This window comes from Herbaspirillum sp. GCM10030257, from assembly GCF_042666555.1.
In the GTDB taxonomy this organism is placed as follows: Bacteria; Pseudomonadota; Gammaproteobacteria; order Burkholderiales; family Burkholderiaceae_D; genus Noviherbaspirillum.
In genome coordinates this window covers 454,028-467,549 of record NZ_JBHTDH010000001.1, presented here as the reverse complement: position 1 = coordinate 467,549, position 13,522 = coordinate 454,028, and the positions used below count along the sequence as shown (strand labels likewise).

At 56.6% G+C, this 13,522-nt stretch carries 15 protein-coding genes; 8 read left to right on the top strand and 7 right to left on the bottom strand.

Translation table 11 applies throughout. The features are described from left to right. A complete protein-coding gene (locus ACFQUU_RS02120) occupies window positions 1-504 on the bottom strand; it encodes a hypothetical protein (RefSeq protein WP_382241911.1) in 504 nt (167 codons plus the stop codon). 139 nt (window positions 505-643) lie between these two features. Here ACFQUU_RS02120 and ampC point away from each other — a divergent pair, with 139 nt between their 5' ends. The 3 genes from ampC (at window position 644) to ACFQUU_RS02105 (ending at window position 2,920) form a co-directional block, all read left to right on the top strand. Next, window positions 644-1,813, top strand: a complete 1,170-nt coding sequence (ampC, locus tag ACFQUU_RS02115; protein ID WP_382242190.1) for a class C beta-lactamase — start codon at window positions 644-646, stop codon at window positions 1,811-1,813. Between the two features lie 33 nt (window positions 1,814-1,846). Further along, complete coding sequence (gene arfB, locus ACFQUU_RS02110; RefSeq protein ID WP_382241908.1) at window positions 1,847-2,248, top strand: alternative ribosome rescue aminoacyl-tRNA hydrolase ArfB; 402 nt, start codon at window positions 1,847-1,849, stop codon at window positions 2,246-2,248. 288 nt (window positions 2,249-2,536) lie between these two features. Further along, window positions 2,537-2,920, top strand: coding sequence for a GFA family protein (locus tag ACFQUU_RS02105; protein WP_382241905.1), 384 nt, complete (start codon window positions 2,537-2,539; stop codon window positions 2,918-2,920). 35 nt (window positions 2,921-2,955) lie between these two features. Here ACFQUU_RS02105 and ACFQUU_RS02100 read toward each other — a convergent pair whose 3' ends face one another. The 4 genes from ACFQUU_RS02100 to ACFQUU_RS02085 form a co-directional block, all read right to left on the bottom strand. Beyond that, window positions 2,956-4,158 (bottom strand): polysaccharide pyruvyl transferase family protein, encoded by a 1,203-nt coding sequence (locus ACFQUU_RS02100; RefSeq protein WP_382241903.1) that lies wholly within the window; start codon window positions 4,156-4,158, stop codon window positions 2,956-2,958. 38 nt (window positions 4,159-4,196) lie between these two features. Further along, window positions 4,197-4,466 carry a hypothetical protein gene (locus ACFQUU_RS02095; protein WP_382241900.1) on the bottom strand — a complete coding sequence of 90 codons (270 nt, stop codon included), beginning with the start codon at window positions 4,464-4,466 and terminating at the stop codon, window positions 4,197-4,199. A 119-nt stretch (window positions 4,467-4,585) separates the two neighbouring features. After that, on the bottom strand, window positions 4,586-5,557 hold the full coding sequence (locus ACFQUU_RS02090; protein ID WP_382241897.1) for a GlxA family transcriptional regulator: 972 nt from the start codon (window positions 5,555-5,557) through the stop codon (window positions 4,586-4,588). A gap of 98 nt (window positions 5,558-5,655) precedes the next feature. Next, entirely contained in the window at window positions 5,656-7,239 is a 1,584-nt protein-coding gene (locus tag ACFQUU_RS02085; RefSeq protein ID WP_382241894.1) for a winged helix-turn-helix domain-containing tetratricopeptide repeat protein, read from the bottom strand. Between the two features lie 166 nt (window positions 7,240-7,405). Between ACFQUU_RS02085 and ACFQUU_RS02080 the strand changes: the two genes are divergently transcribed. The 3 genes from ACFQUU_RS02080 to ACFQUU_RS02070 all read left to right on the top strand — a co-directional run bounded on the left by ACFQUU_RS02080 (window position 7,406) and on the right by ACFQUU_RS02070 (window position 9,190). Next, window positions 7,406-8,161, top strand: coding sequence for an SDR family oxidoreductase (locus ACFQUU_RS02080; RefSeq protein WP_382241891.1), 756 nt, complete (start codon window positions 7,406-7,408; stop codon window positions 8,159-8,161). 60 nt (window positions 8,162-8,221) lie between these two features. Next, window positions 8,222-8,701 carry a carboxymuconolactone decarboxylase family protein gene (locus ACFQUU_RS02075; protein ID WP_382241888.1) on the top strand — a complete coding sequence of 160 codons (480 nt, stop codon included), beginning with the start codon at window positions 8,222-8,224 and terminating at the stop codon, window positions 8,699-8,701. Between the two features lie 87 nt (window positions 8,702-8,788). Continuing rightward, window positions 8,789-9,190, top strand: coding sequence for a cupin domain-containing protein (locus tag ACFQUU_RS02070; RefSeq protein WP_382241885.1), 402 nt, complete (start codon window positions 8,789-8,791; stop codon window positions 9,188-9,190). An 899-nt stretch (window positions 9,191-10,089) separates the two neighbouring features. Here ACFQUU_RS02070 and ACFQUU_RS02065 read toward each other — a convergent pair. Then, complete coding sequence (locus tag ACFQUU_RS02065; protein WP_382241882.1) at window positions 10,090-10,410, bottom strand: hypothetical protein; 321 nt, start codon at window positions 10,408-10,410, stop codon at window positions 10,090-10,092. A gap of 234 nt (window positions 10,411-10,644) precedes the next feature. On the opposite strand from ACFQUU_RS02065, the gene ACFQUU_RS02060 reads away from it, so the two are divergent. Next, window positions 10,645-11,664: a LysR substrate-binding domain-containing protein gene (locus ACFQUU_RS02060; protein WP_382241879.1), complete on the top strand. Its 1,020-nt coding sequence runs from the start codon at window positions 10,645-10,647 to the stop codon at window positions 11,662-11,664. Window positions 11,665-11,732: 68 nt separating this feature from the next. Here ACFQUU_RS02060 and ACFQUU_RS02055 read toward each other — a convergent pair whose 3' ends face one another. After that, a complete protein-coding gene (locus tag ACFQUU_RS02055) occupies window positions 11,733-12,659 on the bottom strand; it encodes a LysR family transcriptional regulator (protein ID WP_382241876.1) in 927 nt (308 codons plus the stop codon). A gap of 109 nt (window positions 12,660-12,768) precedes the next feature. On the opposite strand from ACFQUU_RS02055, the gene ACFQUU_RS02050 reads away from it, so the two are divergent. Continuing rightward, a complete protein-coding gene (locus ACFQUU_RS02050; protein ID WP_382241873.1) occupies window positions 12,769-13,518 on the top strand; it encodes a 3-oxoacyl-ACP reductase family protein in 750 nt (249 codons plus the stop codon). The last annotated feature ends 4 nt before the right edge of the window (window positions 13,519-13,522 follow it).

The window sequence follows — 13,522 nt, the reverse complement described above, 5'->3', positions numbered from 1 at the left end:
TTAAGCAAACACCTCCCTGTCTTTCACGGCGTTATTGCGATTGTGCGCCAATTTCACCATAGTCGATTCTGGCGGAAGCAGCGTCATTTTTTGTCTGAATATCTCGATGGCGGTCGGAGGATCGTAACAACGACTCGCTCTTACGTGAGGTAGTCTCTGATTGCACCAGTGGTGCGGCTTGCCTCGTAGACGCTTGAGACCTTCGTTTTCGAACCATTTCTCCCAGCGCGCGACGGGTTGGCGGTGGAGCGCAAGGCGGCTGCCACTTCCGTGCAGTTCTTGCCGTCTTTCAAGTGGGCCAGTGGGATGAAGCGTAGCCGTCGTCGCCCGTTCCGATCTTCCCTCGCCAAAAAGGTCAAAATGGTACCGTTGCAGTTGCTGCAATGCTTCTTGCGTCAGCATCTGCGTCACCTGAGCAAGACCTTGTCTTCCTAGATCCCATCGGACTGAATGCGCATCGGCCTTATTGATCTCGCGGTTGCGGCCAGGTTTGTAAGGACTCATTCCCGGCCACGTCTGATGGCCCATGTTGTCAGCGCGGCCTTGTTGGTTCTTGCACCAGCGTCAGGAACGGTTTGCGGTGCCACGATATACTGGCGTGCCATTGGCAAACGACCGGTTCTGGTCGAAGGTATCTTCAGGTATGCGCGCGCTTCCACTATTTTGGATTCTCTGCTGTTTTCTCTTCGGCAGCAGTCACGCCACGGCGGACACTGATCGTTCGCAGCTCAGGTCAATTATCGACAATGCGGTCCGGCCCGTCATTGAGCAATACGATGTGCCAGGAATGGCAATCGCCGTCACCAAGGATGGGGAGCGTTATTTCTATCATGCCGGCGTGATGTCGCGTGAAACGCGACATCCCATTACAAGCAATACGCTGTTCGAACTCGGCTCCATCAGCAAGACTTTCACCGCAACGCTGGCTACCTATGCTCAGCAGGATGGCAAACTCTCCCTCGATGACAAAATTAGCAAACATCTCCCCGCGCTGAGCGGTAGCAGTTTTGAACACATCAGCTTGCTCAACCTGGCCACGCATACGGCTGGCGGACTTCCACTGCAGGTACCTGACGACATCCGTAGCAACGATCAATTGATGAACTATCTGCGGCAATGGCGTCCTGCATTTGGTGCCGGCACACACAGGAGCTACTCCAACATCAGCATCGGACTGCTGGGTGTGGTCGCCGCTGCCAGTATGCGTCTGCCGTTTGAGGACGCAATTGAAAAGAAGTTATTCCCCGGACTTGGCATGACACATAGCTATATTCGCGTGCCTGCTGACCGAACACAGCATTACGCACAGGGCTACACCAGGAAGGACGCGCCAGTCAGGTTGAATCCTGGCGTACTCGCATCAGAAGCGTACGGAGTGAAATCCAGTGCAGCTGATATGATTCGCTTCATTGAAGCCAACATGCAAATGCTCGCGCTCGATCCGAAACTGCAAAGGGCCCTGACCGATACGCATGCTGGTTATTTCAAGGCGGGGGACATGACGCAGGACCTGATCTGGGAGCAATATCCTTATCCGATCGATTTGAAACAGGTTCTGTCGGGTAATTCCGATGCCATGGTGTACGAGTCGACGCCGGTGACAAGCCTGAATGGGTCGATGCCGCTGGCTACAAATGTGATGATCAATAAAACCGGTTCCACGAACGGCTTTGCAGCGTACGTCGCTTTTATTCCCGCCAAAAAATTAGGCATTGTGATGCTGGCGAACAAGAACTATCCCGCCGCTGCACGGGTCACCGCGGCCTATCGGATCTTGACCGCACTGGACAAGCAGATGACGGGCGCGCGTTGAACGCCCTACCGTCACATTGATAGAAACGCACCCATGCATATTCCTGTCGTATCCGAGCAAGAGGTCGAGTTCAATGCGATCCGTGCCCAGGGTGCGGGCGGCCAAAACGTCAACAAGGTATCGAGCGCGGTCCACCTGCGCTTTGACATCCGCGCTTCGTCGCTACCGGAGCACCTGAAGGATAAACTGCTCACATTGAATGATCAGCGGATCACCAGGGAAGGCGTAGTGATCATCAAGGCCCAATCACATCGCAGCCAGGAAAAGAACAAGGAAGAGGCGCTGCAACGCTTGCAGCAACTGATTGCGAGCGTTGCCGTTTCTCCTCGCGCACGAATTCCCACAAAACCTACGCGAAGTTCGCAACGCAAGCGGCTGGACACCAAAATTATGCGCGGGCACATCAAGTCGATGCGAGGGAAGATTTCGGACTAGCTTGCCAACGGTAGCCACGTATTTCCTTGACGGTCCATGCCCTTCCGAATGGTTGCGTGGGTACATAGGCTGCACAGGCATGCCGCTCTATCACCACTGGCCCGCCTGATATGGGTCTGTCCGATTTGACATGAAAGTAGTCCAGCTCAGCCATGGTGCGCCAGCGCATGAACAGGCAGACTGAAGCCGCTTTACCGAATATCTGCGGCAACGCCGATGATGCATGGACTTCACGTTCCTGTCATATGCCGCTGATCTTGATGCCGACTTTTCTGTAGGGAGAACAACATGTACCACACCTATCGAGGCGCCTGCCACTGCGGACGCGTGACCTTCGAGCTGCAAGCAAAACTCGACTATGTCATGGATTGCAACTGTTCGGTGTGCCGTCGCGGCGGAGCGCTGTGGCACGGCACGGCGGATCAATATCTTCGCATACTGAGTGGCGAAGAGGACCTGGTTCTATATCAATTCCATACCCGCACGGCGAAGCATTACTTCTGCAAGCACTGCGGCATACGACCATTCAGCCGGCCGAGACTGGATCCGAGCAAATGGGTGGTCAACGTATGCTGCATTGATGACGTAGACCTTGCAGCGCTGCCAGTGCGGAAGTTCGACGGAGCCAACTGGGAAGCCGCGGCGAAGGCCTTATATGCGCAACGCACATAGTGCCTCCGGCTCCATAGCAATTTTTTGTTTGCCTGTCAGCGGCGAGACGCGAAATCCAGTGCGAAGCCACGCCGATATGCGCTGGCGAGGTCGGCCGCTGTTTGCCGCATGCGATATGGCTCCACCGCGAGCGCTTGCAACGCCGCTGTGTGGATGCCATCGAGCGTCACCACGCCCGGCATGCCGGCCATTTCCCATGTATGCGCATAACTCCATTGCTTACCGTACGGGGAATGCGTGGCATGTCGGATGTTCAGCCGAGGCAAGGCATAAGCCATTGCAAGAATACGACCATGCAGGCTGCTGCCTATATACAGTTTGCTCGAAGCAATCACTGCACAGATGTCCCATAGCTGGAGTGTCGTGACGATATATGTCTGAGGTACCGTCATTTGCGCCATGATACGGCGATACGCCTGCAAGTCATCATGCCAGGGCGCGGCGCCGGCACGAAAGAAGACTACGCCGTAGCCGGTTTTCGCACCGAGACGTTTTAGCTGCGTCGCCATTGTGTCGAGGCTCGCATCGTCGTCGAATTCGCTACTGAACTGTACCGCGACATACCCTGCCGGAAAGAGAGCTTGCAGTTTTGCGGCCTCGCCGTCTCTCGCGTACGCCAGGATTTGCGTACCGAGGAGTTCGGCGACCATGACAGCAGGATCGGGGAGTAACCGTGCGACGATACCTGCATTGTGCAAGTGTGCCTGCGTTGTGGCGTCGCGCACGCTGACGACATCTGCAAGGCTGAGCTTGGCCATGACCTCATCGCGCTGTGCGGGGTGCCGTGCAACGAGATCGGCACCGCCTACCGCATGATAGATTACTTCCGCTGCGTCAGGATATTGCGCCCGCGATACCGCGTAAGGGACAAGTGCATCGGTGCCCAGGCAGGCTCTTGCCCACGACAGTTGCGCGTCATGATCTCCGTCCAGGCGTATCGCAACCTCCATTGCCTCGGCTGCGGGCAATAGCATGACTGCCGCTTCCCATGCGCTACAGCTCAGCACCTCGCCCCCGACATGAACAATCTTGTACGGGGATTCGCGCAACGACTCGACATGCTGCTGCAGGCGCATCACGTGATGACCGCCATTCACGCTCAAGTCACGTTCCGCGAGCCCGGCGAAGCGCAGATGCTTATCCCCCAACAGCGCCGCAATCACATGCGGGAATAGCATATCGCCGAAGTTGTGCCGGTCAAAAGCGCCGAACAGGATGGCAGGTAAAGTCCGATGCATGGAGATAGGCGTTGTCGTCGTGCGCGACTTGCGGATAGCTAGATCAGCCAGCTGGCGATAATAAGGCCTGCACCGACATAGATGGCCAGCCGTATGCCGGGAATGCCGTCGCTATGCAGACGCGCCATATTGGCCAGTGCAAGGCTACCCCACAACAGCAGCTCACCGCCGCCACGCATCGCGTCGACACCGTTACGCGCATACATCAGCAAATGAATGCCCTGGCCGCACAGGAAGGCGCACACCACCGCAAGCGCGATACGCACGTTCTTGTTTTGCAGCAAGTCATCGAATTGATGTGGCGACATGGCAGTCGATTCGGCAGTGTGAGCCTAACAACCGGGAACCCGCACCACGATAGCGCGATACGCAATGCGATGTCATGAGCAAGCACAATGAAGCGACAGTCGATTTACTGTCTGACAGGTCAGCGAAGCGCGCCGGGGGTCGTGCCAAACTCACGCTTGACCAATTTGCGCAGCGCGGTACCGTCCTGGTAACCGACTTGCTCGGCGATCGCATCGATCGATAGCGAAGTCGTCTCGATGAGGTGCGCAGCGCGCATCAGGCGTCTGCGCTGAATGAATTTCACTGGTGATACACCGGTAGCTGCTTCGATGCGACGTCCCAGTGTTTTAGGCGACACGGCCAGGGTGGATGACAGGCGGGCGACACTGATCGGTTCGGACAGATGCTTGTCGACCCATCGCTCCGCGGCGACGACAGTCGGGTCAGTGTGCTGCCGATGGGTAGGAATCATGTAGCGCACCTGCGAAGGCCGCTGGTCAATTAACAGATACCGTGAACATAACTGCGCGACCGAACTGCCCATGGTGTCGGCTACGATGGCCAGCGCGAGGTCAAGCTGGGCAAAGGCCGATCCTGCCGTGAGGCAATCACGGTCACGCACAAGCATCTTGCTTTCGTCCAGCTTCACAGTGGGAAAGCGGGAGCGAAATAGCGACGCCAGCCACCATGTCATCGTAACCTGATGGCCGTTTAATACGCCGGCTTGCCCAAGCAGAAAGACCGCCGAGCAGGAGGCAGCGATCTTTACCTTACGCCCTGCCGCTTCTTGCAGCAGATCCATGGCCGCCCTGACATCGCGCCGTGCAAAACGCGCCTCGATCTCGGCGTCTGACGCCAGGCCAAGGCCGGGCACGATAATCCAGTCTGGCACGGTGTCTAGGGCGGCGACTTCATTGAAGATCATATCAGGTGTCAGCTTCAGTCCTGCACCTGTACTGACTGACTTTCCATAACCGACGGTCGCAATGCGTATGGCCGCTGGCTGACGGGAACGGGCAAGGAAGCCCTGTCCTGCCTTGAGCGTGTCAAGCGTGATGGCGAGGCTGGAGTCCATGACACCATCCAGCGCGAGGATCAGAAGCGTTTTCATTTGTCTATTCTGACATGAAAAACGTCATTTCAAATCCTGTGCAGCAGAGGGATGAATGTCGAATCTTAGATTCGCGGGCAAACCATTGCAGAACGCGTTTATTCCGGCAGCCCCGCTCTGCGCAGACCGTCCACCAATGTCGCGAGATTCTCAGACCGGTGGATCGGCAACCAGTCTGTGACATTGGACAGACGCAACGTCGGGTCGAGCTGGCGCAACTGAGCCATTGCGCGCTGCGCTTCGTCCATTCTTGCGGCGAGCGCATGGCTGGCCGCAAGAATGGCGACGGCCAGCAGAAAACTCGGCAAATCCCGGAACGCTTTCTCCGCCCATGACGACGCCATATCAAAGCGCCCCAGAAATAGATGCGCGACCGCCATGCCGGCTTGTATCCGATACAGTTCAGGGTCGAGGGGACTCAATCGCATAGCATGCGCGAGATGCTCGATGGCGGCCTCGGTTTCACCATGCCAGAGTCGGAGGAATCCGCCGAGGAACCACGCTGTTGCAAGGTTTGGGTTGAGCACGAGTGCCTTGTCCAGCAAGGCAATGCCGCCCTGGAGGTCGCCGGCAAGATGGCCAAGCGCATGGCCGCCTCGGGTGAGCGCGACGGCATCACTCTTGCCCAACTCCACAGCCCGGTGCGCCAGTCGGATACCCTCCGCGATCTCCCTTGGAGGGTCAGCCATCCAGCCGTTGACCTTGCGCCAGCAATGACACCATGCCGCCGTCGCGTAGGCGGACGCAAAATCCGGATCGAACTCGATTGCCTTATGGAATAGCGGCAGCGCCTCGTCGACGCACTCCTTGGTGCCATGATGCGACTTGGCCATGCCGCGCAGATAATAGTCGTAGGCGTCGAGGCTATCGGTTGGTTTGTCCCTAGCACGTTCGATCTCCGCTCGCTCGAGCTGGGGCGCGATCGCGCCGACCACGCTCTCGGTAATCTGGTCCTGCAATTCGAAGATGTCATCCAGCACGCCTTCGAAGCGGCTTGCCCAATGATGCGCGCCGGTTGTCGCATCGATCAGCTGGCCCGTGATGCGCACACGATTTTTTGCTTTGCGCCAACTGCCTTCCAGCACATAGCGCACCCCCAGTTCTCGCCCAATTTGTTTGATGTCCACTGCGCGGGCTTTATAGGTAAAGCTCGAATTGCGCGCGACGACGAACAGCCAGCGATACTGCGACAACGCCGCGATGATGTCCTCTACCACGCCGTCGGCTAGGTAGTCTTGCTCAGGGTCCCCGCTCAAGTTCACAAACGGCAAGACCGCGATCGAGGGTTTGGCCGGCAAGGCCGGCGCGGCTGCAGGGGCTGGCACTGATGTGGCGGACTCGGCGCCAGAAAGGTCGATGTTGTCCGGTGACTTGACCTCGCTGACATCGGCGGTGAACCGGAACCCCTTGCGCGCAACGGTGCGAATCACACGCTGTTGCTCGCCGCTGTCGCCCACCGCCTTGCGCACCGCGTTAATGTGGCTGGCCAAAGTCGATTCCGAAACAATTCGACCCGACCATACAGCATCGATGAGTTCGTCCTTGCTGACGACGCGCTCGCGATGCTTCGCCAGATAGGCCAGCAGGTCGAAGACCTGGGGCGCGGTGGCGACAACCCGGGATGCCCGGAACAGTTCCCGCCGGTCCAGGTCGAGCACGCAGTCCTCAAATACGAATCGCATTCACGGCTCCCTGTTCCGTGTAACCACGCGGGTTTCTGGACAAATACCCAAGCCAAATTCAATGAAAATCCAAGGCATCGGCAAAGCGTTGCGCGCAACGGACCAGCATACTGAATCCATCAATCGCAGCAATGAAGATGATAAACACTGAATCAAGGAGCAGGACATGAAAATAGTTGTTATTGGCGGCAGCGGGCTGATCGGGTCGAACATTGTAAACCGGCTACGTCTGAATGGTCATGAGACCGTAGCGGCATCGCCGAGTACGGGCGTGAACACCATCACCGGGCAGGGACTGTCCGAAGCGCTTGCAGGTGCCCAGGTCGTCGTCGACGTGGCAAATTCGCCTTCCTTTGAAGACCGGCCGGTACTGGAATTTTTCGAAACCTCTGGTCGCAACCTGCTTGCCGCCGAGGCTGACGCTGGCGTGGAGCACCATGTCGCGCTCTCTATCGTTGGCACCGACCGGCTCCCGGATAATGGTTACTTCCGAGCCAAAGTCGCCCAGGAAAAGCTCGTCAAGGCATCAAAGATTCCCTACACCATCCTGCGCGCGACCCAGTTCTTCGAGTTCATGGAAGGCATTATCAACTCGGGTGACGACGGCGGCACGATTCGTCTTTCGCCTGCCCTGATCCAGCCGATCGCAGCGGATGACGTCTCGGCTGTGCTGGCCGAACTTGCGGTGGCGACACCAGTCAATGGCATGGTTGAAGTGGGCGGGCCTGATCGCTTCCCGCTCGACGAACTTGCGCGCAAGTTTCTCGCCGCACGCGGCGACAAGCGGCAGGTAATCGCCGATGTGCATGCGCGCTACTTCGGCAGCGAGCTGGATGATCGATCTCTGGTCACGGGTGAGAACGCACGCATCGGTCCGACACGTTTCCACAACTGGCTCAGCCGTGCACCATCGCGAGGATGAGCCTGTGGCTCATAGGTCGCTCCAGAGCGTTTTCTACGTTTTTTACATTGAGGAACCATTATGACCCAACGCATCGATTACCAAAAGCAATCTCCTGAGCTGTTCAGGAAGTTTGTTGAGTTCAGCCTTGCCCTCAAGCAGTCGTCCATCGAGACGTCGATCCGCGATCTCGTGGATATCCGGGCATCGCAGATCAACGGCTGCGCCTTCTGCCTGGACATGCACGTCAAGGAAGCGACGATACATGGTGAGCGCCCGCTCAGGCTGCATCATGTCGCCACCTGGCGCGAGTCGACGCTGTTCAGTGCGCGCGAGCGCGCTGCCCTGGCGTGGACAGAAGCCCTCACCCAGATTCCCGCCCAGGGCGTGCCGGATGACGTCTATGATCGCGTTCGCTCGCAGTTGTCCGAGAAGGAATTATCGGACCTGACCTTCCTGGTGATGTCGATCAATGCCTGGAATCGCGTCAATGTGGGTTTCCGTGTCGCGCCCGGCACGTACGACAAGGCATTCGGCGTAGACAAGTCGGGCCTGTCCTGACCCGGTATCGGCGCAGCCGGGCAAAGCTGCTGCGCCGATACCTCCCACTTCAACTGCCTTTTACAGTCCGACAACAAGGAACAAGCCATGCCTATTTTTAACATCATCGCCATGCTGTTGTTATTGACAACCGGCGCTGCCAGTGCGCAGCAGGCATCTTCTGAGGCGCAGGTAACACCGCTGATGACCAAAGCGCTCATCGACTATCCAGGTAAAGAGGGACTGGTTATCACGGTCGACTATCCGCCCGGCGGAGCAAGTTCCGTGCATCGTCACAATGCGCACGCATTCGTTTATGTGCTGGAAGGGTCGATTGTGATGGGTGTGCGCGGCGGCAAAACCATCACGCTGACTCCGGGCCAGACCTTCTACGAAGGCCCGGACGATATACACACGGTTTCGCGCAATGCTAGCCTCACTAAACCCGCCAAGTTTCTGGTCGTCCTGTTGAAGAACAGTGGCGAACCTGTCTCGATGCCGGTGCCCTGAAGCCGGCACCGCCGCACACATGAAGGAGTCCGTGCCCGGTGACGCGACCCGCGCCAGATGTACTGGCAGATCGCTCCCCTGCGAAGGGATCTACGGATGGAGATACCACCTGCGCAAACAGATCCTGAATAGGCCACTTGGCACAACAAAAATATCCTTCTCAACGTGCGCTTGCTTGAATTGTTTGAACTGCTTGAGCCTGGGCCATCGCTCAATGGAACGCTCACGAAGCTTGGTCCATAAACATTGAGCCGGGCAATTTAATGCCCATACCGCCGCATTGTGCGTAGGACAGATGCCACTACGTATAAAATAATCTGGACGCGCCTACGGACCGCAAAATTGTCAACCTGCAAATCTCACTGCTTGGCAATGGCAGCGTGGTTTAAAGCTTGCTGTACCTGGCCAGTCAATAGCTGCTATTGCTATAGACTTATCCAGACAAGGCTTGAAAAGGTAGAGAAAACTATGCCGTGCTCTATGGAAAAGACAATCATTACAATGTTGCTTGTCTGCGGAGGATTACAAGCATGCGGGTACACCGGGACCGAAGGTCGACAATCGATTGCCGGTGGGCTTCAGTCGGAGATGCAGGAAATACGACTTTTGATGGCGCGGGAAGTGGGAGACGCCTCCGCGCAACGCATTGAGCAGTGCCATGTTATTCCAGTTGGATCAAAGCCCTGTGGAGGTCCCCAGTCTTTCGTGATCTATTCAACTGCAGTTTCTAACGAGCGCAAGCTGCAGGAGCTTGCGAGACAGTACACGGAAGCCGAAGAGAAGTACAACCGTGTGACCCAGGCAATGGGTACATGTAGCTACGCTATCCCGCCCGAGGTTTACCTCGAAAGCGGGAAATGCACAAGCAAGCAGCCTCAAGCACGGCGGCAGTGACAGCCTCATTCAGCAGGATCGGCAAAGACCTGCTGAGCCACGTTGTCGACCACCACAGGACTATCGAAGTAGCTTACTGTTGGATCGGTGCCGTACTTCTCACGAACGAATGTGTGCCATGATTCTGTGTACATTGCTTCTGCCTCTGCCCTCGAGTTCCACAGGTAGACGCCGCCCGCTGTTACGCCGTCCTGGGAGAGCACGTAGTGCTTCCGGAATAAACCTTGTACGCCACGATACGTTGGCGCGGTGCTCAGGAAGATGCTGCGCGCTTCCTCGCGAGTAATTGGCTTTGGCAAAGTGAATGCAGTAAAGACGATAATCATCCATATCTCCTGGTGTGCTGTGTGGTCAATACGGCGAAATTCTTCCCGTCTCTTCCGTATTAAACAGATTCGAGAATTTCAACTCAACCGGTATTTATGCATGGCTGGCATTCGCTCACTGCATGGCAAACATTTAAACAGGTTTAGCCGCTGCCGTTATCAGCCCGACTGGTCATTGCAAGTAATCTAACCAGAACAGATAATAAATTTGCTTTGATGACATGAGAGTCGCGCATGAATAATCCGTTATTGAATCTCCCCCCGCTGGATGCATTGCGCGGCTTTGTTGCAGTTGCAAGGCGTATGAGCATTACGCAGGGGGCAAATGACCTTTGCCTGACGCAGTCTGCCGTTAGTCGGCAAATTCTGGCACTGGAGGAGTATCTGGGCACACCGGTTCTTGTCCGGAAGCACAGAGCGATTGCTTTGACTGAAGAGGGTGAGCGCTTGATGGCGCTGGCATCCCCATGGATGGATCGACTGGCTGAATTTACGCAATCTGTCCGAAACAATGGCCATACCCGTTCTATTACAATTACCGCCTCATTTGGCGTCACGGCCTTGTGGCTATTGCCCAAACTTGCTGTCTTTCAGGATGCCAATCCGAACATTGATGTCAGAGTCACAGCGACTACCCACGTTCTGGACTTGAAACAAGAAGGCATTGATCTTGCGATCCGGTATGCACGTGAAGCCAACGTTCCTTCAGGAGCGATCAGGTTATTTGGTGAACGAATCGTTCCGATTGCAAGCAAAGCTGTCGCAGTACAAGCATTTAAGAGCCCGCATGCTTTATTGAATGAAGTTTTACTGGAATACGATGAACCGCGTGCACGCCCTTGGCTGCGCTGGTCCGAGTGGCTGGCCGTCGCCGGCATGGCAGATGCCAAACCCAAAGCATACCTTCATTGCAATCAATACAATCAGCTAGTTCAATTGGCTGTAGATGGTCGTGGCGTTGCTTTAGGACGCGTCCCACTGGTTCTCCCCATGTTGATGGATGGACGCTTGGTCGTCGTGCCAATAAATAAGATCGGGGAAAGCGACTACGCCTATTGGTTGGTTGACGCCCTACCGGATGCGCGTCCCGAAGCTGCAATATTCCGGGAGTGGTTAATTTCGGAAGCCCGGCATACCGTTGGACAAATGGAGAGTTTAGAGTTCGCCGCATTAACTCCCTCTCCGTCCGAAGCAGACGGAAGCGGTCAGAAACGGAATTCCGGGACTCCTCAGAACGCCGGACGGTCGCGTTAACAATCGAGATTGCAGCAACTCCCGCAGCAAGCAAATGCGACCGTTGGGTGTCATGAGCAAATTATTTCTTACCGAATGGCGGAAAAACGGTGTGCCAGTTTGTGCTGACGAAAATGCGCGACAATGAAATCAACAAAGGCCCGCGTCTTTGCCGGCAGCAGGTTCTGCGCCGGAAAGTAGAGTGCCAGCATACCGCCATCAACGTACCAGTCCGGAAGTACCCGTAACAGCCGGCCACTATCGAGATACGGCACTGCATGCGGCATGCTGGTCAGGCCGATTCCCATTCCCATTTCGGCAATCCGGCAAACCGCTTCTGCGTCGCTCATTGTGATGTGCTGGCGAAGCTGGATAGGGACTTGCTGGCCGGCACGATTACGCAGGGGCCAGGAGCGTACTCGGCCGGTTTGCGGAGAACGCACAAGGATGCCGTCGCATTCTGCCAGGCCATCTGGCCCGGTAATCGACGGTCGTTCCCTCAAATATTGCGGCGACGCGACCAGTACGCGGTGCGCCGGACCCAAATCACGCGCCACTACCCCAGGCGCAATATCGAAGCCGCCACCAATGGCGGCATCAAAGTTCTCGCCAAGGAGATCAACCGGGCGATTATCGAAATGCCAGTCGGGCGAGATACGCGGATATTGCGTCAGGAATTTATCCAGCAACGGCACGATATAGGTAAGGCCGAAAGAATTGCCCATGCTCACGCGCAGCGTGCCGGACGGCTCGCCGGCAGCGCTCCCAAGATTGGCAACCGCTGTCTGGATAGTGGTGAGGCCTCCACTGACTTCCGCGAGAAAGCGTTGTCCCGCTTCTGTCAGGGTCAGATGCCGAGTGCTACGGTGAAATAGCCGCACCCCCACGCCTGCCTCCAGTTTGGCGACATTCTTACCGACCGCAGCAGATGTCAGACCAAGCCGGCGTCCCGCTTCGGAAAAGCTGCCAGCTTCGGCGCTACGGACAAAGCATTCAATACTGTTCAAGGTTTCCATAACTGATTTTAAACCGTTGGTATGAACAGAATATAGCAACTACCGCCTATTCGCGACGTAATGATCGATCAATACTGGGCACCCATTTCAACATTTAAGGAGTCTACTCATGTCGATCGAAACAGGTTTATCGGGTAAGGTTGCATTCATCCAGGGCGGTTCACGTGGTATCGGCGCGGCCATTGCCAAACGCCTCGCCGCTGATGGTGCCGCAGTCGCCATTACCTACGTCAATGCTGCCGAAAAAGCGCAGGCTGTGGTTAGCGCAATCGAAGCCGCAGGCGGACGCGCCATCGCACTCAAGGCAGACAGCGCCGACGCAGGCGCACTGACCGCCGCCATCCGTACCGCGGTTGAAAAATTGGGCCGCCTCGACATTCTTGTTAACAACGCCGGGGTATTGGCTGTCGCCCCTCTGGACCAGTTCAGCCTTGATGATTTCGACCGCACGCTCGCAGTGAATGTGCGCAGCGTGTTTGTCGCCTCACAGGAAGCGGCACGGCACATGGATGATGGCGGCCGCATCATTCACATTGGTAGCACCAATGCCGACCGTATGCCGTTTTCGGGTGGCGCAGCGTACGCGATGAGCAAGTCCGCGCTGGTTGGCCTGACCCGTGGTTTGGCGCGTGACCTCGGCCCTCGCGGCATCACGGTCAACAATGTGCAACCCGGGCCCGTCGATACTGAAATGAACCCGGACAGCGGCGATTTTGCGGAGATGTTGAAGGGCATGATGGCGCTGGGCCGCTATGGAAAAGCCGACGAAATCGCGGGTTTTGTCGCTTACCTGGCAAGCGCCGAAGCAGGCTATGTTACGGGTGCCAGCCTGTCGATCGACGGTGGATTTTCTGCGTAGGCGA

Bases quoted from the DNA above. Each gene is read 5' to 3' on its own strand.
- ACFQUU_RS02120 (WP_382241911.1), bottom strand. From the start codon at position 504: ATGAGTCCTTACAAACCTGGCCGCAACCGCGAGATCAATAAGGCCGAT.
- ampC (WP_382242190.1), top strand. From the start codon at position 644: ATGCGCGCGCTTCCACTATTTTGGATTCTCTGCTGTTTTCTCTTCGGC.
- arfB (WP_382241908.1), top strand. From the start codon at position 1,847: ATGCATATTCCTGTCGTATCCGAGCAAGAGGTCGAGTTCAATGCGATC.
- ACFQUU_RS02105 (WP_382241905.1), top strand. From the start codon at position 2,537: ATGTACCACACCTATCGAGGCGCCTGCCACTGCGGACGCGTGACCTTC.
- ACFQUU_RS02100 (WP_382241903.1), bottom strand. From the start codon at position 4,158: ATGCATCGGACTTTACCTGCCATCCTGTTCGGCGCTTTTGACCGGCAC.
- ACFQUU_RS02095 (WP_382241900.1), bottom strand. From the start codon at position 4,466: ATGTCGCCACATCAATTCGATGACTTGCTGCAAAACAAGAACGTGCGT.
- ACFQUU_RS02090 (WP_382241897.1), bottom strand. From the start codon at position 5,557: ATGAAAACGCTTCTGATCCTCGCGCTGGATGGTGTCATGGACTCCAGC.
- ACFQUU_RS02085 (WP_382241894.1), bottom strand. From the start codon at position 7,239: ATGCGATTCGTATTTGAGGACTGCGTGCTCGACCTGGACCGGCGGGAA.
- ACFQUU_RS02080 (WP_382241891.1), top strand. From the start codon at position 7,406: ATGAAAATAGTTGTTATTGGCGGCAGCGGGCTGATCGGGTCGAACATT.
- ACFQUU_RS02075 (WP_382241888.1), top strand. From the start codon at position 8,222: ATGACCCAACGCATCGATTACCAAAAGCAATCTCCTGAGCTGTTCAGG.
- ACFQUU_RS02070 (WP_382241885.1), top strand. From the start codon at position 8,789: ATGCCTATTTTTAACATCATCGCCATGCTGTTGTTATTGACAACCGGC.
- ACFQUU_RS02065 (WP_382241882.1), bottom strand. From the start codon at position 10,410: ATGATTATCGTCTTTACTGCATTCACTTTGCCAAAGCCAATTACTCGC.
- ACFQUU_RS02060 (WP_382241879.1), top strand. From the start codon at position 10,645: ATGAATAATCCGTTATTGAATCTCCCCCCGCTGGATGCATTGCGCGGC.
- ACFQUU_RS02055 (WP_382241876.1), bottom strand. From the start codon at position 12,659: ATGGAAACCTTGAACAGTATTGAATGCTTTGTCCGTAGCGCCGAAGCT.
- ACFQUU_RS02050 (WP_382241873.1), top strand. From the start codon at position 12,769: ATGTCGATCGAAACAGGTTTATCGGGTAAGGTTGCATTCATCCAGGGC.